The 18,307-nt window shown below is 60.8% G+C and carries 22 protein-coding genes and 4 tRNA genes; 15 read left to right on the forward strand and 11 right to left on the reverse strand.

What is annotated here, in order from left to right; genetic code table 11:
• Window positions 1-43 precede the first annotated feature (43 nt).
• Complete coding sequence (locus F8N66_RS00745) at window positions 44-952, reverse strand: DMT family transporter (protein ID WP_150768360.1); 909 nt, start codon at window positions 950-952, stop codon at window positions 44-46.
• Between the two features lie 98 nt (window positions 953-1,050).
• Between F8N66_RS00745 and F8N66_RS00750 the strand changes: the two genes are divergently transcribed.
• Window positions 1,051-1,914, forward strand: a complete 864-nt coding sequence (locus tag F8N66_RS00750) for a LysR family transcriptional regulator (protein WP_150768361.1) — start codon at window positions 1,051-1,053, stop codon at window positions 1,912-1,914.
• A gap of 99 nt (window positions 1,915-2,013) precedes the next feature.
• Here F8N66_RS00750 and yegQ read toward each other — a convergent pair whose 3' ends face one another.
• On the reverse strand, window positions 2,014-3,339 hold the full coding sequence (gene yegQ, locus F8N66_RS00760) for a tRNA 5-hydroxyuridine modification protein YegQ (RefSeq protein ID WP_150768362.1): 1,326 nt from the start codon (window positions 3,337-3,339) through the stop codon (window positions 2,014-2,016).
• A gap of 162 nt (window positions 3,340-3,501) precedes the next feature.
• On the opposite strand from yegQ, the gene F8N66_RS00765 reads away from it, so the two are divergent.
• Window positions 3,502-4,563: an AI-2E family transporter gene (locus F8N66_RS00765; protein WP_150768363.1), complete on the forward strand. Its 1,062-nt coding sequence runs from the start codon at window positions 3,502-3,504 to the stop codon at window positions 4,561-4,563.
• On the opposite strand, the gene F8N66_RS00770 is transcribed toward F8N66_RS00765, so the two are convergent.
• The 3 genes from F8N66_RS00770 to F8N66_RS00780 form a co-directional block, all read right to left on the reverse strand.
• Window positions 4,560-4,751 (reverse strand): hypothetical protein, encoded by a 192-nt coding sequence (locus F8N66_RS00770; protein ID WP_150768364.1) that lies wholly within the window; start codon window positions 4,749-4,751, stop codon window positions 4,560-4,562. The two genes, F8N66_RS00765 and F8N66_RS00770, sit on opposite strands and share 4 nt — an antisense overlap.
• Window positions 4,752-4,865: 114 nt before the next feature.
• Window positions 4,866-5,060: a hypothetical protein gene (locus F8N66_RS00775; protein WP_150768365.1), complete on the reverse strand. Its 195-nt coding sequence runs from the start codon at window positions 5,058-5,060 to the stop codon at window positions 4,866-4,868.
• Between the two features lie 167 nt (window positions 5,061-5,227).
• Complete coding sequence (locus tag F8N66_RS00780; RefSeq protein ID WP_150768366.1) at window positions 5,228-5,611, reverse strand: hypothetical protein; 384 nt, start codon at window positions 5,609-5,611, stop codon at window positions 5,228-5,230.
• Window positions 5,612-5,856: 245 nt separating this feature from the next.
• On the opposite strand from F8N66_RS00780, the gene F8N66_RS00785 reads away from it, so the two are divergent.
• Both F8N66_RS00785 and F8N66_RS00795 read left to right on the forward strand, forming a co-directional pair.
• The gene (locus F8N66_RS00785; RefSeq protein ID WP_150768367.1) at window positions 5,857-6,675 is read left to right on the forward strand and encodes a shikimate 5-dehydrogenase; all 819 of its coding nucleotides are present in this window, start codon (window positions 5,857-5,859) and stop codon (window positions 6,673-6,675) included.
• A gap of 212 nt (window positions 6,676-6,887) precedes the next feature.
• Window positions 6,888-7,406 (forward strand): cupin domain-containing protein, encoded by a 519-nt coding sequence (locus F8N66_RS00795; protein WP_150768369.1) that lies wholly within the window; start codon window positions 6,888-6,890, stop codon window positions 7,404-7,406.
• A 120-nt stretch (window positions 7,407-7,526) separates the two neighbouring features.
• On the opposite strand, the gene F8N66_RS00800 is transcribed toward F8N66_RS00795, so the two are convergent.
• Entirely contained in the window at window positions 7,527-8,168 is a 642-nt protein-coding gene (locus F8N66_RS00800) for a YceH family protein (RefSeq protein ID WP_150768370.1), read from the reverse strand.
• Window positions 8,169-8,307: 139 nt separating this feature from the next.
• On the opposite strand from F8N66_RS00800, the gene F8N66_RS00805 reads away from it, so the two are divergent.
• Entirely contained in the window at window positions 8,308-8,817 is a 510-nt protein-coding gene (locus F8N66_RS00805) for a DUF1993 family protein (RefSeq protein WP_150768371.1), read from the forward strand.
• A gap of 188 nt (window positions 8,818-9,005) precedes the next feature.
• Here F8N66_RS00805 and sstT read toward each other — a convergent pair whose 3' ends face one another.
• Window positions 9,006-10,238 (reverse strand): serine/threonine transporter SstT, encoded by a 1,233-nt coding sequence (gene sstT / locus F8N66_RS00810; RefSeq protein ID WP_150768372.1) that lies wholly within the window; start codon window positions 10,236-10,238, stop codon window positions 9,006-9,008.
• Between the two features lie 279 nt (window positions 10,239-10,517).
• Between sstT and F8N66_RS00815 the strand changes: the two genes are divergently transcribed.
• Window positions 10,518-11,672: an MFS transporter gene (locus tag F8N66_RS00815; protein ID WP_150768373.1), complete on the forward strand. Its 1,155-nt coding sequence runs from the start codon at window positions 10,518-10,520 to the stop codon at window positions 11,670-11,672.
• Window positions 11,673-11,675: 3 nt separating this feature from the next.
• Here the strand turns inward: F8N66_RS00815 and nhaR are convergent, their stop codons facing one another.
• The gene (gene nhaR / locus F8N66_RS00820) at window positions 11,676-12,575 is read right to left on the reverse strand and encodes a transcriptional activator NhaR (RefSeq protein WP_150768374.1); all 900 of its coding nucleotides are present in this window, start codon (window positions 12,573-12,575) and stop codon (window positions 11,676-11,678) included.
• Window positions 12,576-12,710: 135 nt separating this feature from the next.
• On the opposite strand from nhaR, the gene F8N66_RS00825 reads away from it, so the two are divergent.
• Entirely contained in the window at window positions 12,711-12,953 is a 243-nt protein-coding gene (locus F8N66_RS00825; protein WP_150768375.1) for a hypothetical protein, read from the forward strand.
• 29 nt (window positions 12,954-12,982) lie between these two features.
• Complete coding sequence (locus F8N66_RS00830) at window positions 12,983-13,732, forward strand: TerC family protein (protein WP_150768376.1); 750 nt, start codon at window positions 12,983-12,985, stop codon at window positions 13,730-13,732.
• Between the two features lie 138 nt (window positions 13,733-13,870).
• Here F8N66_RS00830 and F8N66_RS00835 read toward each other — a convergent pair whose 3' ends face one another.
• Window positions 13,871-14,032, reverse strand: coding sequence for a hypothetical protein (locus F8N66_RS00835; protein ID WP_191622866.1), 162 nt, complete (start codon window positions 14,030-14,032; stop codon window positions 13,871-13,873).
• A 167-nt stretch (window positions 14,033-14,199) separates the two neighbouring features.
• On the opposite strand from F8N66_RS00835, the gene F8N66_RS00840 reads away from it, so the two are divergent.
• From F8N66_RS00840 to F8N66_RS00850, 3 genes are all read left to right on the forward strand, one after another.
• Complete coding sequence (locus F8N66_RS00840; protein WP_150768378.1) at window positions 14,200-14,928, forward strand: peptidase C39 family protein; 729 nt, start codon at window positions 14,200-14,202, stop codon at window positions 14,926-14,928.
• A gap of 91 nt (window positions 14,929-15,019) precedes the next feature.
• Window positions 15,020-15,226 (forward strand): DUF6021 family protein, encoded by a 207-nt coding sequence (locus tag F8N66_RS00845; RefSeq protein WP_150768379.1) that lies wholly within the window; start codon window positions 15,020-15,022, stop codon window positions 15,224-15,226.
• A gap of 17 nt (window positions 15,227-15,243) precedes the next feature.
• Window positions 15,244-15,459 carry a hypothetical protein gene (locus tag F8N66_RS00850; protein ID WP_150768380.1) on the forward strand — a complete coding sequence of 72 codons (216 nt, stop codon included), beginning with the start codon at window positions 15,244-15,246 and terminating at the stop codon, window positions 15,457-15,459.
• Window positions 15,460-15,515: 56 nt separating this feature from the next.
• Here F8N66_RS00850 and pbpG read toward each other — a convergent pair whose 3' ends face one another.
• Window positions 15,516-16,454, reverse strand: a complete 939-nt coding sequence (pbpG, locus tag F8N66_RS00855; protein ID WP_150768381.1) for a D-alanyl-D-alanine endopeptidase — start codon at window positions 16,452-16,454, stop codon at window positions 15,516-15,518.
• 237 nt (window positions 16,455-16,691) lie between these two features.
• Window positions 16,692-17,546 carry a bifunctional methylenetetrahydrofolate dehydrogenase/methenyltetrahydrofolate cyclohydrolase FolD gene (folD, locus tag F8N66_RS00860; RefSeq protein ID WP_150768382.1) on the reverse strand — a complete coding sequence of 285 codons (855 nt, stop codon included), beginning with the start codon at window positions 17,544-17,546 and terminating at the stop codon, window positions 16,692-16,694.
• Window positions 17,547-17,821: 275 nt separating this feature from the next.
• Here folD and F8N66_RS00865 point away from each other — a divergent pair.
• The 4 genes from F8N66_RS00865 (at window position 17,822) to F8N66_RS00880 (ending at window position 18,300) form a co-directional block, all read left to right on the forward strand.
• A tRNA-Arg gene (locus F8N66_RS00865) sits at window positions 17,822-17,898 on the forward strand.
• Between the two features lie 32 nt (window positions 17,899-17,930).
• Window positions 17,931-18,006, forward strand: a tRNA-His gene (locus F8N66_RS00870).
• 57 nt (window positions 18,007-18,063) lie between these two features.
• Window positions 18,064-18,148, forward strand: a tRNA-Leu gene (locus F8N66_RS00875).
• Between the two features lie 76 nt (window positions 18,149-18,224).
• Window positions 18,225-18,300 (forward strand) — tRNA-His (locus tag F8N66_RS00880).
• Window positions 18,301-18,307: the final 7 nt, after the last annotated feature.

The raw sequence follows: 18,307 nt of genomic DNA on the forward strand, positions 1-18,307 counted from the left end.
CAATCATCGCGATGACGTCAGATGCCTTCACACGAACTGGCGATCAGACACGTGCCACCTGAACCACTGGCCGCCTCTCCAGATTCAACGCCAACACACTGATTAGCACCACCACCGCACCCACCGCCACCATCAACGTCGGCTGTTCGCCCAAGGCAACGGATGCCATCGCCATCGCCATCGGCGGCACCAGGTACAGCGTCATCGTCGCCCGGCTCAGGTCGACGTGCGCCAGCACATAGGCCCAGGCCAGATACGCCAGGGCGCTGGGGAAAATCCCCAGGGCCAATACGGCGGCCTGCACCCGCAGGGGCGCATTGAGAACCTGGTCCGCCAGCCCCGGCAGGAAAATCAACAGCAGTGCCGTGCCCGACCAGACCGTGTAACACACCAGGGTCAAGCCGTCATAACGCCCGGTGTGATGCTTTTGCAGGGCGAAGTAGAGGCTCCAGGACAGCGCCGCCAACAGGATCAGCAAGCCGTGGGCGTCGATGCTGCCCAGGCCGTGGTCGCCCGCCACCACGATCACCACGCCGGTCAGGCCCAGGAGCACGCAGCCCCAACGCCAGACGCTGACCCGGTCCTTGAATACATAGCGCGCCAGCAATGTGCTGAACAGCGGCGTCGACTGCGCCAGCACACTCGACGCACCGGCGCTGACGCCCTGCTGGCCGAAATTGATCGCCACGTGATGCAGGCTCACCGCAAAGAACCCCAGGGCCATCAGCAGCGGCACGTCGCGCAGTGACGGCAGGCGAATACCCCTGATCATTGCGACCACGGCCATGAACAGCGAGGCCAGCAAAAAGCGCAACAGCGCCAGGTGCACGGGGTCGTAGGCCTGCAAACCGATATGGATGCCGGTCGGGGAATAACCCCAGCAGGCCACGACCAGGGCCATGGCCAGGATGATTTTCAAGGGAGAAGCGGGAGAGGGCGTGAGTACTTTCATGAGATGGCACCGAGAGGCTGATGCGCTGAGTATCAGAATTCGGATCATTCGCCACAACTGACTTATACTGCGCTAATCGTTCACTTTGAGTGATGTATATGGAGCTGGCGCAGATACGCATGTTCAAGACCGTGGCCGAGGTCGGCAGCATTGCCCGTGCGGCCGAAGTGCTGCACTGCGTGCCGTCGAACATCACGGCACGGATCAAGTCGCTGGAAACGGAATTGGGGGTGGCGCTGTTTCTTCGCGAGGGGCGCGGCCTGCGCATCAGCCCGTCGGGGCAGACATTTCTGGCGTACGCCTCGAAGATCCTGGCCCTCACGGCCGAAGCCAAGCGCGCGGTGGACCCCGGCGCCGAGCCATCCGGCCCGTTGCGTATCGGGGCCATCGAGTCGTCGGCCACCGGGCGCTTGCCGCGCCTGCTGGCGAAATTCCACAAGCGCTACCCGGCGGTGGCGCTGGAATTGACCACCGGCAGCTGGGGCCAGTTGCTGGACGACACTCTGAGCCATCGCCTGGACGGCGCGATTGTCGCGGTGGATGTCGAGCGCTCACACCTCAAGCGCACACCGATGTACCGCGAAGACCTGTTGCTGATTGCCTCGACCTCTCTTGGGCCGATACGCGATATGGCGGATTTGCACGACAAGACCGTGTTCATGTGGCCCCAGGGCTGTCCGTATCGGGCGGCGCTGGAGCATTGGCTGTTGCGCCAGGGCCAGGCGCTGCCGATCGTCAGCCTGGCCAGTTATGGCGCGATTGTCGGCTGTGTCAGCGCCGGGGCCGGCGTGGCGCTGGTGCCCAAGGGCGTGTTCGATCAGTACGCCAGGGGCGCGGGGTGCGTGGGGTATGAGTTCCCGGAACTGACGGCCATCGACAACCTGTTCTACTGGCATGAAAACGCCGGGGTGCACCCGGCGCGCGAAGCGTTTGTGGCGATGTTGCGCGAGGAGTTTGCGTGATACGCACCGTCTCTCTGTAGGAGCTGCCGAAGGCTGCGATCTTTTGATCTTGAAAAACACAATCAAAGGATCGCAGCCTTCGGCAGCTCCTACAGGGGGTCAGGTTGTGCTGATATCCCGCATCAACAACCCGAACCGCAAATCCACCGCATCCGGTATCGGCAGGTACACCGTATGCCCGTCCCCCGGCGCCACGTCGATCGGCGCGCCTTTGACGTTTTGCAGCTGATGCAGGTCGAAGTGAAAGTTGCCCTTGGGGGTCATCAGTTCCATGTGATCGCCCAGGCCGAAGCGGTTTTTCACCTTCACCTCGGCCAATCGATCGCGCCGTTCGCCGGTCAGTTCGCCGACAAACTGCTGCCGTTCCGCCACCGAGCTGCCGTTCTGGTAGTTCTGGTATTCGTCATGCACGTGCCGACGCAGGAAGCCTTCGGTGTAGCCGCGCTGGGCGAGTGATTCGAGGTCGGTCATCAGGCTGCGGTCAAACGGCCGGCCCGCGACCGCGTCGTCGATGGCCCGGCGATAGACCTGGGTGGTGCGCGCGCAATAAAAGTGCGATTTGGTCCGCCCTTCGATTTTCAGGGAATGCACGCCCATCCGGGTCAGGCGCTCGACATGCTGCACGGCGCGCAGGTCCTTGGCGTTCATGATGTAGGTGCCGTGTTCATCTTCGAACGCGGGCATCAATTCACCGGGGCGACCGGCTTCCTGCAACAGGAACACCTGCCCGGTGGGCGCGCCCAGGCCCAGGGTCGGTTCCGGCTGATACTGTTGAACGATCTCGCCGAGGGCGTTTTGCGTCGCTTCCTGCGCCGAGTACTTCCAGCGGCAGGCATTGGTGCAGCTGCCCTGATTGGCATCGCGCCTGTTCAGGTAGCCCGACAGCAGGCAGCGACCCGAATATGCCATGCACAGCGCGCCATGCACGAACACCTCCAGCTCCATGGCCGGGACCTGCTGGCGTATCTCGTCGATTTCTTCCAGGGACAGTTCCCGCGACAGGATGATCCGGCTCAGGCCCTGTTGCTGCCAGAACTCGACGCTCGCCCAGTTCACCGTGTTGGCCTGCACCGACAGGTGAATCGGCATCTGCGGGTAGTGCCGGCGCACCAGCATGATCAGGCCCGGGTCGGACATGATCAGGGCGTCGGGCGCCATGGCGATGATGGGCGCCAGGTCCTTGAGGAAGGTTTTCAGCTTGGCGTTGTGCGGCGCGATGTTCACCACCACATAGAACCGCTTGCCCTGGGCCTGTGCCTCGTCGATGCCCAGGGCCAGGTGGGCATGATCGAACTCGTTGTTGCGCACCCGCAGGCTGTAGCGCGGCTGGCCGGCGTACACCGCATCGGCGCCATAGGCGAAGGCATAGCGCATGTTTTTCAGGGTGCCGGCCGGGGCGAGCAGTTCGGGAGCAATGAGGTTCATGGCGGGTCGGTCGCAAAAGCCGGCGAGGGTAAACGCCTTGCCCCGAGGGTTTATTGATCTGGATCTATGCTTGATGAACAAACGGATGGCACTTGCGCGAACCGTGGCGGCCTAAGCATCAGCACGCAATGTTGCGTGGCGTTGGACTGACATGGATCGGACATGAACGAAGAGAAACTGCAAGACAAGTCCTTGACGGTTCTGCTGGGTGTGGTGAGCATCGCGTTTATCTGGATTCTGTTGCCGTTCTACGGCGCGGTGTTCTGGGCGGTGATCCTCGGTATCCTCTTTGCGCCCATGCAGCGTCGACTGCAATTGAAGTTCGGCTGGCAACGCAACCTCACCTCGCTGCTCACCCTCAGCATCTGTCTGGTCATTGCGATCCTTCCCGTGATTGTCCTCGGCATCTTCCTGGTTCAGGAGGGCGCCGCCGTGTACAAAAGCATCGAGTCAGGTGAGCTGGACATCGCCGGTTACGTCGCTCAGTTCAAGCACAGTCTGCCGCCATACTTCCAGCATTTGATGGATCGTTTCGGCCTGGGCGGGCTGGAGGGCATGCGCGAGAAAATCATCAAGAGCGCGGTGACCGGGGGGCAGGAACTGGCGACCCAGGCGTTCAGTTTTGGCCAGGGCACCTTCGAGTTCATCGTCAGCTTTTTCATCATGCTGTACCTGCTGTTCTTTTTCCTGCGCGACGGCGCGGAGCTGGCACGCAAGGTGCGCGCCGCGGTGCCGCTGGAGGAACAGCAGAAGCGTCGCTTGCAGCTCAAGTTCAATCGCGTGGTCAGGGCCACGGTGAAAGGCAACCTGCTGGTGGCTATCACCCAAGGGGCGCTGGGCGGTTTGATCTTCTGGTTTCTGGACATCCCCAGCGCATTGCTCTGGGCGGTGTTGATGGCTTTTCTGTCGCTGTTGCCAGCGGTGGGGGCGGGCATTGTCTGGGCACCGGTGGCGGCGTTTTTCCTGTTCACCGGCGCAATCTGGCAAGGCGTGGTGCTGGGGTTGTTCGGGGTGTTCGTGATCGGCCTGGTGGATAACGTGCTACGCCCGATCCTGGTGGGCAAGGACACGAAAATGCCCGACTACCTGATCCTGATCTCGACGCTTGGCGGCCTGGCGGTGTTCGGGCTCAACGGGTTCGTCATCGGCCCGCTGATCGCGGCGCTGTTCATGTCCAGCTGGGACATTTTCCTGGAAACCAAGCCGCGGGTTCAGTTGCCTTAGGCGTTGAGCTTGCCGGCGTGTTCCTGGCTGACCTGCTGTGACATCGCCTGGGCGGCCGGCAGCGAAGTGAGCGGGCCGCTGATCGGCTCGCCATCGAGCACCAGGTACCAGCAGGCAAGCAATCCGGTCGCTCTGAGCGAGGCGGGAACGGCGCTGCCGATAACGGACATGATCTGAACTTGAGACATCACAGGTACCTCCATCAATCTATGGAGCTACCTTACGGGGCCGGTCATTTTTCCGACAATCACCGTTTTCAATAGTGGTCATTGACGCCAGTGAGGTAACAGACCGCCTGTCGGTCAGTCGACCACCTGATCGAGCATATGGACCACTTCCTGCTCGTTGAGCAGGCCTTTGCGCACCAGGTTTTGCGTCAGCAGCGAGAGAAACTTGGCGCTGCGATGACCTTCCAGGTGCTTGAGTTCGGTCAGGGTGTTGTACACCTTGCTGGAAGTGCACAGGCCGACAATGCGGTGCGGGTTCTGCGTGGGCATAGGGGCGTCCTTGTACTGATCAACCTGTGGGTGGCATCCAGGTGAGTCAATCTTGCCTGCTTGCACCGTTGTTACTGTCCCGAGAACGACATCGATAAGATTTTTCCAGACCCGCGCCGACGAATGGCGACAAAAAACCCCGCTGGCGAGCGGGGTTTTTGAGTCTGTTACCAGCGCCCATAACCGCCGTGGGGAGGGCCGTAGTAACCGCGTGGCGGGCCGTAATAGCCACGGGGCGGTCCGTAGTAGACCGGTGCCGGACGGTAGTAGATCGGTTGCTGCACATACACCGGCGCCGGCTGGTAATAGACCGGTGGCGGTGGTGGCGCGTAATAGACCGGCGCGGGCTGGGCGTAGACCGGTTGGGCATAGACCGGTTGTGGCGCGACATACACCGGCCGGTTGGCGTTGATCAGGGCCGAGCCGACGATGGCTGTACCGACGATCGCGCCAAATACCGCCGCGTCATTACCACCACCATGGGCTTGCGCCTGCCCGGCGATCGCCAGGGCACCAATCAGCAAGGCAACTGTGGGGATTTTACGGATCATGATAGTTCCTCGGTTCTTCGACCCGGCGCTTGTGTCTGCAATAGACCCAAGGATTGTCGCGGGGATACTTCTAAGACAGCGTTTTTTTGAAAATCAGCACAGCCGCTGGGTAAATTTTGTGTAAGGTCTGTACCGGCTTGCTTACGGTCGCGTGATGCCCCGCGCAGGCACGTGACCATGATCGATCAGAACCCGATGGGCTGGCTAATCCCGTCCATCTGAAAGTGCATTGCAAGGAGATCCGCATGCAGATGAACCCCAACAAAGACACCCAGTTGTGCATGTCCCTCTCCGGGCGCCCCGGGAACTTTGGCCTGCGATTTCACAATCATCTGTATGAACAGTTGGGCCTGAATTTCTACTACAAGGCGTTCAGCAGCCAGGACTTGCCGGGCGCGGTGGGCGGTATTCGCGCCCTGGGCATTCGCGGCTGTGGCGTGTCGATGCCGTTCAAGGAAGCCTGCATCGCCCTGGTCGACGAGCTGGACGCGTCTGCCGCCGCCATCCAGTCGATCAACACCATCGTCAACACCGCCGGCCATCTGAAGGCCTACAACACCGATTACATCGCCATTGCCCAATTGCTGGACACCCACGCAGTGCCCAAGGACACCACGTTTGCCTTGCGCGGCAGCGGCGGCATGGCCAAGGCCGTGGCCAGCGCCCTGCGCGACGGCGGTTACAAAAAGGGTCTGATCGTGGCCCGGAACGAGAGCGCCGGCCGTGCCCTGGCCGATTCCCTGGATTACCCATGGCAGGCCGAACTGGGTTCGCATCGCCCGCAAATGCTGGTCAACGTCACCCCGATCGGCATGACCGGCGGCCCGGAAGCCGATCAACTGGCGTTTGACGCTGAAGCCATCGTGGCGGCGGATATCGTCTTCGATGTGGTGGCGATTCCCGCGGAAACACCGCTGATCGTGCGCGGCCGTGCCGAGGGCAAGCAGGTGATCACCGGGCTGGAGGTGATTGCGATCCAGGCGCTGGAGCAGTTCGTGCTGTACACCGGTGTGCGGCCGACAGATGAGCAGTTTCAGGCGGCGGTGGCTTTTGCCCGGGGTTGATCCTCGGGTTGCTTGCTGACTGTACCGGCCTCTTCGCGAGCAAGCCCGCTCCCACATTTGACCGCGTTCCTCCAGATGAAATGCGGATAACTGTGGGAGCGGGCTTGCTCGCGAACGGGGCGACGCGGTTCAACTGTCGAACCTCTATCTATACTCCCCATCAGCCAGCAAAGACTGGCCCTCCCACAACAATCACCGTGACCGAGGTTCCCATGCATCCCGCGATTCTCAACCTGGATCAGGCCGAGCTCCTGCCGCTGCCCGAAGAGTTTGCCCCCACCGGTGAAACGGCCGGTCGCTATCAGCAGCGCCTGGCACGCATTGGCCAGCAGCTGGGCGCGCAGAAGCTCGGTTATCGCTTGTACGCCCTTGAGCCCGGCATGCGCGGCAGCCCGTTTCACAGCCACCGGGTCAACGAGGAAATGTTCTACATCGTGGCCGGCGAGGGTGAGGTGCGGCTCGGTGCCGAACGTTTTCCCATCCGCGCCGGTGACGTGATTGCCTGCCCGGCGGGCGGGCCGGAACGGGCGCACCAGATCATCAATACCAGCGACGGCGAACTGCGTTACCTGGCCGTCAGTACCCAGCAGTCACCGGACATCTGCGAATACCCGGACTCGGGAAAATATGTGGTGATGGATGACTTCAAGGTTGACGCCGAGGGCAATGCCTCGGGCTTCGTCGCCGTGGCCCGGCAGGCGGATGGGGTGGATTACTGGGAGGGGGAGTAAGGCACACCATCAACCCTTTGTGGGAGCGACCTGCTCGCGAAGACGTCGGCACATCCAGCCTGCATGTGACTGACACACCGCTTTCGCGAGCAAGCCCGCTCCCACAGTTGGAGCGTGTTGTTACTCCAGCCGCGCCAAACGCTCTTCCAGCGCCGCAATCCGCGCTTCGAGCTCTTCGATGCGCTCGACTGAAACACCACCGCTGCGCTCGACCGGGTTCTGCCGCGCGGCGAGGATCACCTCGATGTCCGCCGGATCGCCCATGGCATGCATGTAGCGGTCTTCACGCTGCCCCGCCTGACGCGGAATCAGCAGCGCCAGGCCTCGGGCGATCAGCCGTTCAAGCTGGTGCACGACCTGCTCGGTGTCTTCGAAGTCATGCATGCGCCCGCTGCGGGTCAGCAGTTCGTTGACGGTCTGCGGGCCGCGCAGATACAGCAGGCCCATCAGAATCACCTGGGCCGGCACCAGTTCCAGTGCCTTGTCGACCTTGTGCTCCCAACGGTCCGCGCGGCTGCCCATCACCAGTTTGGTGAAGCCGCGTCCTTCAAGGGCACGCAGGCTCTGGCCGACCTGGCCCTGGGTGAGGTTCATCACCGGTTCGCGGCTGGTTTTCTGGTTGCAGGCAATGACCAGTGCGTTGAGGGTCAGCGGATAGGTTTCCGGGCTGGTGGCCTGTTTCTCGATCAACGAACCCAGAATGCGGATTTCCGTGCTGTTGAGGCGCGGTTCGTCGAAGGTCTGTTCTTGTTCAGTGCTCATCGCGCTTTTCCCTATGCAGTCGAAGCATGCCGTCGAAGCCGCCTAGCCTAATCCTTGCAGGAGAAAAGACAAGCCGCAGGAGGGGCGGGCACGGCTATAATCGGCCGACGTTTCCCTCCTGTCATCACCTGAGACTGCCATGACCATTTCCCTGTACGACGCCTCCGTTCCAGTTTTCCAGCAAATGCTCAACGCCCTGAGCGATGTGCTGAACAAGGCCGAAGCCCACGCCACCGCCAAAAACATCGACCCGAATGCCTTCCTGCAAGCCCGCCTGTACCCGGACATGTTCCCGCTGGTGCGTCAGGTGCAGATCGCCGTTGATTTCAGCAAGGGTGTGTCCGCGCGCCTGGCCGAGATCGAACTGCCGAAGTACGACGACACGGAAACCACTTTCGCCGACCTGCAAGCGCTGATCGCCAAAGTGCTGGCGTTCATCGGCGAGATCAAGCCCGAGCAAATCAACGGCAAGGAAGGCATCGAAATCGTCACCCGTCCGGGCACGCCGAAAGAGAAGCGCTTCTCCGGCCAGGCTTACCTGCTGACCTACGGCCTGCCGCAGTTCTTCTTCCACGTCACCACCACCTACGCACTGCTGCGCCACAACGGCGTGGAAGTGGGCAAGCGCGATTACATGGGCGCGTTCTAAACCGGCCAGAAACAAAAAAGCCCCCGCATCCTGAGGTTGCGGGGGCTTTTTCATGGGTAAAGATTTTTCCTCTACACCACCCATCCGGTGGGAGCGGGCTTGCTCGCGAAAGGGTCATCAGCTTCAAAATAAACGTTGACTGACACACACCGCTTTCGCGAGCAAGCCCGCTCCCACACGGATTTGGCTCAGGCCAGACGTTCGGCTTTCGCCTCTTCACCCAGGCAGGCCGCTGCCGTGAACAATACGTCGGTAGACGAATTCAACGCCGTCTCCGCCGAATCCTGCAACACACCAATAATGAAGCCCACCGCCACCACCTGCATGGCGATTTCGCTCGGGATGCCGAACAGGCTGCACGCCAGCGGAATCAGCAGCAGCGAACCACCGGCCACGCCCGAGGCGCCACAGGCACAAATCGCCGCGACGACGCTCAGCAAAATGGCCGTCGGAATGTCCACGGCAATCCCCAGGGTATGCACCGCCGCCAGCGTCAGCACGGTGATGGTGATCGCCGCGCCGGCCATGTTGATGGTGGCGCCAAGTGGGATCGACACCGAGTAAGTGTCTTCATGCAGCCCCAGGCGCTTGCTCAGCTCAAGGTTGACCGGAATGTTCGCCGCCGAACTGCGGGTGAAGAAGGCGGTGATCCCGCTTTCGCGCAGGCACATCAGCACCAGCGGATAGGGGTTGCGACGCAGTTTCCAGAACACGATGACCGGGTTCATCACCAGCGCCACGAACAGCATGCAGCCCAGCAGCACCGCCAGCAGGTGCGCGTAGCCGATCAAGGCGCCGAAACCGGAGGTGGCCAGGGTCGAGGCCACGAGGCCGAAAATCCCCAGCGGTGCGAAGCGAATCACCAGGTGCACGATCAGGGTCACGCCGTTGGACAGGTCACCGAGCACCTCGCGCGTGGTGTCACCGGCATGGCGAATGGCAATGCCCATGCCGATGGCCCAGGCGAGAATGCCGATGAAGTTGGCGTTCATCAACGCACTGACCGGGTTGTCGACCACGCTCAGCAACAGGCTTTGCAACACTTCACCGATGCCGCCCGGTGCGGTGACGGCCACGTCGTGGGTGGACAGGACGAGGCTCGACGGGAACATCATGCTGGCCACTACCGCGACCACGGCGGCGGCGAACGTGCCCAGCAGATAAAGGAACAGGATCGGCCGGATGTGGGTTTCCTGGCCATGCTTGTGGTTGGCGATCGAGGCCATGACCAGCACGAACACCAGGATCGGCGCGACGGCCTTCAGCGCAGCGACGAAGACTTTGCCGATAAAGGCCATGGACCTGGCAGCCTCGGGCGCTACCAGGGCCAGGATGATCCCGGCGATCAGGCCGATGATGATCTGCGTGACCAGGCTGGTGCGTTTGAGGCGTTGCAATAGAGAGGGGGATGAGGCGGTCATAAAACGGCATCTCTGATTTTATTAGGTGCGGGTATCGCGACATCAAGGCCGGACAGTGGCCGATGAACAGGGTGTACGTTTCGCGGGGCGCGGACTTTAGCACAGCGTCGTCCCATTCCTTCAGCCCTGTGACGATCTGCCACCCGCGCGTTAAACGCGATTTGCAGGTTCGGGCAACCCTGTTCGGAAACACTCTGTTAAGCTTCGCCATCCTCATTTTCATGTTCTGCCAGTGAGCCTTCGGGCGATCGCTGGTGTCGTCGTTTTCTGGAGTTCTGCATGCTGTTGCCCATCCTTCTGTTGTCGGCCGCCGGTTTTACGGTGCTGACCACGGAATTCATCATTGTCGGCCTGTTGCCGGCCATCGCCCGTGACCTTGACGTCAGCATCCCGCAAGCCGGGTTGCTGGTGACCCTGTTCGCCTTCACCGTCGCTGCGTTCGGGCCGTTCCTCACGGCGTATTTCGCCCGCTTCGAGCGACGCAAGCTGTTTATCTCGGTGCTGATCATGTTCGGCCTGGCCAATACCGTCGCGGCGCTGGCACCCAATATCTGGGTGATGGCGTTTGCCCGGTTGGTCCCGGCATTGGGCCTGCCGGTGTTCTGGGCGCTGGCCAGTGAGACGGCGGTGGACATCGTCGGGCCGGATTACGCCGGCCGGGCCATTGCCAAGATCGGCTTCGGCATCGTCTGCGCCACGGTGTTCGGCATTCCGGTGGGCACGCTAATTTCCGATGCCTTCGGCTGGCGCAGCGCCTTCGCCATTCTGGCGTTCATCGCGTTCGCCAAGGCGCTGCTGCTGTTTATCTACCTGCCGAAAACCAACCTGCACCAGCATCAAGTCAGTTTCCGCTCACAGTTCAAGATCCTGCGCAGCCCCTTGATGGTGGGGCATGTGCTGCTGTCGATTGTGGTGTTCAGCGGCATGTTCACGGCCTACACCTACCTGGCGGACATCCTTGAACGGTTGGCCGGCTTCAATGGCACGGTGGTCGGCTGGTGCCTGATGGGCTTCGGCGCGGTGGGGTTGATCGGCAATTCGCTGGGTGGCCGCGCGGTGGATCGGCATCCGCTGGTGGCGTCGATGATGTTTTGCGCTTTCATGATTGCCGGTCTGGTGGCCCTGGTGCCGAACATTCATTCACCCTTCGGTCTGGCGGCGGCGATGGGCATCTGGGGCGTGACCCAGGCCGCGTTGTTCCTGGTCAGTCACGTGCGCCTGATGAAGGCCGCGCCCGAAGCACCGGCGTTCGCCGCCTCGCTGAACATCGCCGGGGCCAACCTCGGGATCGGCCTGGGCGCGATGATCGGCGGCCGGGTGATCGACAGCGTCGGCCTGCAAGGCCTGGGTTTCGCCGCAGCCGGGTTTATCCTCGCCTCGATTCTGTTGGCCATCGCCCTGATGACCTTCAAGCCGCGGGAAGTCTGTGCCTAGGCTTCACAGTTCGGTAAACAGCTCGCGTCGGGCACCTTCGGTAATGGCGACAATGCCGGGGTGCTTGACCTTGCGTTCCACGGAAATGGCATAGAACGACTCGCTCACCGCGTCGGTCTGGCCGATCACCTCCACGCCACACTGGCGTTTCACTTCGTCGGCGATCACGCTCGGGCCGATGAAAATGCCGCTGCCGGACTGGCCGAACGCCTGCATCAAGGCGCTGTCGTCGAATTCGCCGACGATCTGCGGCTGGATCTGCTGCTCGGCGAACCAGCGTTGCAAGCGGCTGCGCACCACGGTTTCCGGCCCGGGAATCAGCAGCGGCGCACCGTGCAGGTTGCGGGGAAAATCCTGTCCGTATCGCGCCGCCAGCTCGGCGGTGGCGAAGAAACTGATCCCGCATTCGCCGAGTTTCTGGCTGTAGCCCTTGATGTCCAGGTGCGATGGCATCGGGCTGTCGGAAATCACCAGGTCCAGGCGCTGGATCGCCAGGTCGGCCAACAAGCGTTCCAGCTTGTCTTCGCGGCAAGTGATGCGCAGCGGCTCGCTCAACTCCATGGTCGGCGCAATCAGGCGGTAGACGATGGATTTGGGCACCACGTCGGCCACGCCCACCCGGAACAGAATCTGCTGCTCATTGGGTTGCGCCCGCAGCATCAACTCCAGTTCACCGCCCAGCTGAAACATTTGTTCGGCGTAGGGCAGGGTCTGCCGGCCAGCTTCGGTCAGCTCAAGTTGCCGGCCGACCCGGCGAAACAACTCAATGCCATAGGTTTGCTCCAGCAGCGATATCTGCCCGCTGATGGTCTGGGGCGTCAGGTTCAGCTGTTCGCAGGCACGCACGATGCTGCCGGTCTTGGCCACCACCCAGAAGTAATGCAATTGTCGATAATTGAGCATGGCGATCTACAGTTCGTAAAAACCGAAGTATAACCGCTAAAAATACGAATTTTCCTGAAGTGTTCACCTCCCTAGAATGCGTCGCTATCAACGGGCCATCGATATGGGCCCGTTTGTTCTATCGAGGAAAACATCATGAAGCTTAAAACCACGGCCCTGCTGATTGCGTCTTTACTGGTCCTGGCCGGTTGCGACCAGGCCGAAAAAAGCGCTCAACAGTTGATGGGCAAGGCTGCCGAAAGTGCCAAGCAAGCCATCGACGATACCCACAAGGCTGCCGAGCAAGCGCTCAGTGAGGCCACCGGCGGGCTGATCAGCAAAAAAGAATCAGCGGAAAAAGACCCGGAAAAAACCGAATCTTCCTCCCAGGAAATCTAAACCGTCTTACAGCGAGTCAGGACTGACCCATGGAATACCTTTTACAGTTAGCTGCCAGCCCCACAGCCTGGGTCGCCCTGGCCACCCTGGTGGTGATGGAAATCGTGCTGGGCATCGATAACCTGATCTTCATCTCGATCCTGACCAACAAACTGCCCGAGCAGCACCGGCAGAAGGCGCGGCGCATTGGTATTGGCATGGCGCTGATCCTGCGACTGGGCTTGCTGAGTACCATCGCGTTCATCGTCCAGCTGACAGCGCCCGTGATCGAGGTTCTCGGACACGCGTTCTCCTGGAAGGACATGATCCTGATCGCTGGCGGCCTGTTCCTGTTGTGGAAAGCCACCACCGAGATCCATCACAGCATGGACCCTGCACCGGAAGATCCGAAGTCGGCGACCTCGACCGTGACCCTGGGCTTTGCCGCGGCGATCGGCCAGATCCTGATGCTGGACATGGTGTTCTCCATCGACAGCATCATTACCGCTGTCGGCATGACCGAGCATTTGCCGATCATGATCATCGCGGTGGTGGTGTCGGTACTGGTGATGTTGCTGGCGGCTGATCCGCTGGCCAAGTTCATCAACGACAACCCGACGGTGGTGATGCTGGCCCTGGGCTTCCTGATCATGATCGGCATGACGCTGATCGCCGAAGGCTTCGGCGCCCACGTACCGAAAGGCTATGTCTACGCTGCCATGGCGTTCTCGGCTGCGATCGAGGTGCTGAACATGATGTCCCGTCGGGCGAAGCAAAAGCGTGTAGTCGCGCAAGCCTGACCTGGGTTGAAACACCGCCTGAACTCACTGTAGGAGCTGCCGCAGGCTGCGATCTTTTGACTTTGGTTTCTTCAAAATCAAAAGATCCAAGCCTGCGGCAGCTCCTACAGGGGATTCAGGCTTTTTAATAAATGGGTGTCAGTGGGCGTTGGCGTGTCGGCCGGGCGCCTTGGCAGGTTCTGCCGGTTGAACAGGGTGGTGATGGTGGCGGCGGGTAATGCGCAACACGCCCCATAACATGGCGGCAGCCACAGCCAGCCAGCCGCCAATCAACATCACGATCGTCATTGTCAGGCTCATCGATGCCTCCTCTTTGCCCTGCAGCGGGCACACACGCCATGCAAGTGACAGTCTAGTCGCTGGCGTGTTTCAGGCTATTGACCGAAGGTCGACTGCGACCAACCAGTTCGCTCTATGCAACGCAATCAACTACCGGTTAAGGCTATACCCGCGCCGCGTGGCGTCCTATGATCGACGGCCAAGCCGGGAAGTGGATTGCCTGGCGCCTGAACAAGAGAGTGATGATGGTGCGGGTAATTTCTCGAATGCTTACGGCGGCGGTCATCGTCGGTTGCGTCGCCGGTCTGGCCGGTTGTGCTGGCAGTGTGGCGCCGCAGATCAAACGACTGCCGGAACGGGTTGAACTCAGCGGCAGGTTCTACCGCGGCGTGGCCAATCAAAGCGGGCCGCAGGTGTTGGCGAGCATGCTGTCCCAGCAAGGCGTCGTGATTACGCCGGGGCTGCTCGAGAAACCGTTGCATCTGCCGGGCGCGGAGGCCCAGCTGCAACAAAACATGCAGAACCTGGCCCGCGAATACGGAATGATGGTCTATCCGCTGGACAGCAATCTGCCCGCCTTGTTGACCCAGGTAGCCGCCGGGTATCCGGTGATGGTGCGCTTTACCGAGGGTTCGGCGCTCTGGGCCGAGCCGCGTTACGCGATTCTGTCCGGCTATAACCGTCAGAAGCAGACGGTGTTGCTGCGGGCGGGGATGGATCAGCGGCAGCTCATGAGCTTCGGCTCGTTCGAATCGGCGTTCAAGGACGCAGGGGGATGGGCGGTGTTGATTCAGGCGCCGACGCAGGTTCCGGCCGAAGTCGATCAGCAGCGCTGGCTCAAGGCTGCCAACGATCTGGCCCAGGCCGGCCAGGAGCAGGCGGCGGCAAAGGCCAAGCGAGCCCTTTCCGCGCAATAAGCCCGTTCGTCATCTGCCGGGCACACCGACAGCTTGTCGGTCTCTGAGATAATAAGGCCCGAGCTTCTCGGGCCGCGATCAGGAGGCGCCCATGGCAGATTCCACGACCCCCGTCGGTCCGCATTCGTCCGAGCACTCGTCCGGCGATGAACTGGGATTCGACCCCGATTCCCCGGACCTTGCCGACCCCCAGGTCGATCCCGTCGGACCGGCCCGGGCACCCAGGGATGTGAAGCCGGGTGACAACCCCAAGGCGCCGGCAAAGCCCTATGATCCACTCGGTGATCTGAAGCCCTAGATCCCATGGAGGTGCATATGTCTACCGATTCGAGCTTCAACGACAAACGTCCGGAAAACGTTCCGACCACCCCTGAAGACAGTGTCGATCCGGTGATGGATCCGGACAGTCCGCTGCGAGATCCGCTGGCGCGTCCGGCGGTGGCACCCGGCGAGCATCCGCAGGGCTGGAGGGATCCGAGCAAAGGCGACGGTATCCCGGACGACGACCAGATGCCGCTGCCCAACGACTGATCGCTGACAAAAAAGCCCCGGATGTCCGGGGCTTTTTCAAGGGAATTGCAGCGAGGTTACTTCGACGCTTCAACCACGCCGCTCTGGCGGTGCTTGAGGTTCTTGTCTGATTTGTACTGCAAGGCCGCGGATGCGACGCTGGCGCTTTTGCCGGTTTCGACCCAATTGCGGATGCGCGTGGCATCGGCAAAATGCGTGTATTTGCCATACGCATCAAGGAGCACCAGGGCAACCGGGCGGTTGCTCATGCGGGTCACCAGCACCAGGCAGTGGCCTGCTTCGTTGGTGAAACCGGTTTTCGTCAGCTGGATGTCCCAGTCGGGCTTGCGTACCAAATGGTCGGTATTGCGGAAGCCCAGGCTGTAGTTGGGTTTGCGGAAGCTGACGGTTTTTTCCTTGGTCGTGCTCAGCTCTGTCAGCAACGGATACTTGTGCGCGGCAATCAACAGTTTGCTCAGGTCGCGGGCGGTGGAGACGTTGCGTGGCGAGAGGCCAGTCGGCTCGACGAAATGAGTGTTGGTCATGCCCAGTGCCCTGGCCTTGGCATTCATTGCAGCGATGAACGCGGCGTAACCGCCCGGATAGTGGTGGGCCAGACTCGCTGCAGCGCGATTTTCCGAGGACATCAGCGCAATCAACAGCATTTCCCGGCGCGGCATTTCGCTGTTGAGTTTGACCCGGGAAAACACGCCCTTCATTTCCGGGGTGTCACTGATGTTGATGTTGATGTACTCATCCATGTTCTGCCGGGCTTCAACCACCACCAGGCCGGTCATCAGCTTGCTGACGGAAGCGATCGGAACAACTACGTCGGGATTGCTGGCGTAGATGACTTTGTTGGTCTGCAGATCCAACAGCAAGGCGCTGCCGGAGGCGATCTTGAGTTGCGAGGTGTCTCGGGGCGCTGCGGTGGTTTCGCCGGCGCTGGCAATCGGCGTGATGAAAGTCCCTGTAACGGCAAAAAATAGGCTCAGGATGGAAAGACGGATTTTCACGCTGGCAGACTCATAAGGTGTTGATACGCCGTTATGTAACGGGCTATTTCTTAAAAAGCGCGACATTCTGGAGTATGGCTGAATAACTGTCGATGGTTGTTCGAGGACCCTGTGAAAGTCGTTGGAAACATGAAAAAAAAGTTATTTTCCGGCGGATGGTCGACCTTGTTTCGCGGGCACAAAAAACCCCGCGATGGGCGGGGTTCCTTGAGTCACCTGTCAGCTGTGAAAAGTGTCTCAGCCGTGCAGGGTTTCGGCCGCGTACAAGGTGTTTTCCAGCAGGCAGGCGCGGGTCATCGGGCCGACGCCACCCGGTACAGGTGTGATCCAGCTGGCGCGGGGCAGGGCGGTTTCGTAAATGACGTCACCGACCAGTTTGCCATCTTCCTGACGGTTGATGCCGACGTCGATCACGATCGCGCCTTGCTTGATCCACTCACCCTTGACCAGGCCAGGCTTGCCGGCGGCTACCACCACCAGATCGGCACGACCGACGTGGCCGGCCAGGTCCTTGGTGAAGCGGTGAGTGACGGTCACGGTGCAACCGGCCAGCAGCAGTTCCATCGCCATCGGGCGACCAACGATGTTGGAGGCGCCGACAATCACGGCGTTCATCCCGTACAGATCGGCACCGGTGCTTTCCAGCAGGGTCATGATCCCTTTTGGAGTGCATGGGCGCAGCAGCGGGATGCGTTGGGCCAGGCGACCGACGTTATAGGGGTGGAAGCCGTCGACGTCCTTGTCCGGGCGAATGCGCTCCAGCAATCGGGACGCGTCCAGGTGTTCAGGCAGGGGAAGCTGCAACAGAACGCCATCAATCGCCGGGTCGTCATTGAGGCGGTCGATCAGTTCGGTCAGTGCTTCCTGAGTGGTTTCGGAAGGCAGGTCGTAGGCTTGGGAAAGGAAGCCGACCTCTTCACAGTCTTTACGCTTGTGCGAGACATAAACCTGAGAGGCAGGATCGCTACCGACCAGGATCACCGCGAGGCCGGGCGTGCGCAGGCCTTGCTGGCGACGCTCGTTGACGCGTTGGGCGATCTGCTGGCGCAGGCTGGCGGCGATCGATTTGCCGTCGATTAGTTGTGCAGTCATTGCGCGTGATTAACCATCGAGAGGGGAAAAAAAGAGAACGCATTCTCGCATGTCATGCGGTGAGGGCAAAGGCGCTTGGTCTGCAAATTCCGCTAACCCCTTTAATTAAATGAATTTTTTTTAAAAAGGATTTGACGACCTTCGGGGGGCTCTATACTATTCGTCGCACTTGTCGGGCACAGCCTAGCACTGGTTAAGAAGGTCGAGCAGGATTACGGTTCTGCAACGCTGGAAAGCACTTAGTTTGTAGTCCTCCAAGAGTACAGATTAATCAGGCGCCCGTAGCTCAGCTGGATAGAGCATCCGCCTTCTAAGCGGATGGTCGCAGGTTCGAGTCCTGCCGGGTGCGCCATCAGGCAGCTTTGGCACAAGTAACGCGATATGGTGGGCGTAGCTCAGTTGGTAGAGCACGGGATTGTGACTCCCGTTGTCGTGGGTTCGATCCCCATCGTCCACCCCATATTTCGAAAGGCGCCAGATTAACAGTCTGGCGCCTTTGCTTTAACAGGTTCAAGCCGCGGATGTGGTGGAATTGGTAGACACACTGGATTTAGGTTCCAGCGCCGCGAGGCGTAAGAGTTCGAGTCTCTTCATCCGCACCAAATAAAGCTTCATTCATGTCGGTTGGCGTGGCTGGGGCTCGACAAAGAAGGTTTTGGTTCTTTGTCATGCAATATGGTGGGCGTAGCTCAGTTGGTAGAGCACGGGATTGTGACTCCCGTTGTCGTGGGTTCGATCCCCATCGTCCACCCCATATTTCG

Source organism: Pseudomonas fluorescens, assembly GCF_902498195.1.
GTDB lineage: Bacteria > Pseudomonadota > Gammaproteobacteria > Pseudomonadales > Pseudomonadaceae > Aquipseudomonas > Aquipseudomonas fluorescens_BU.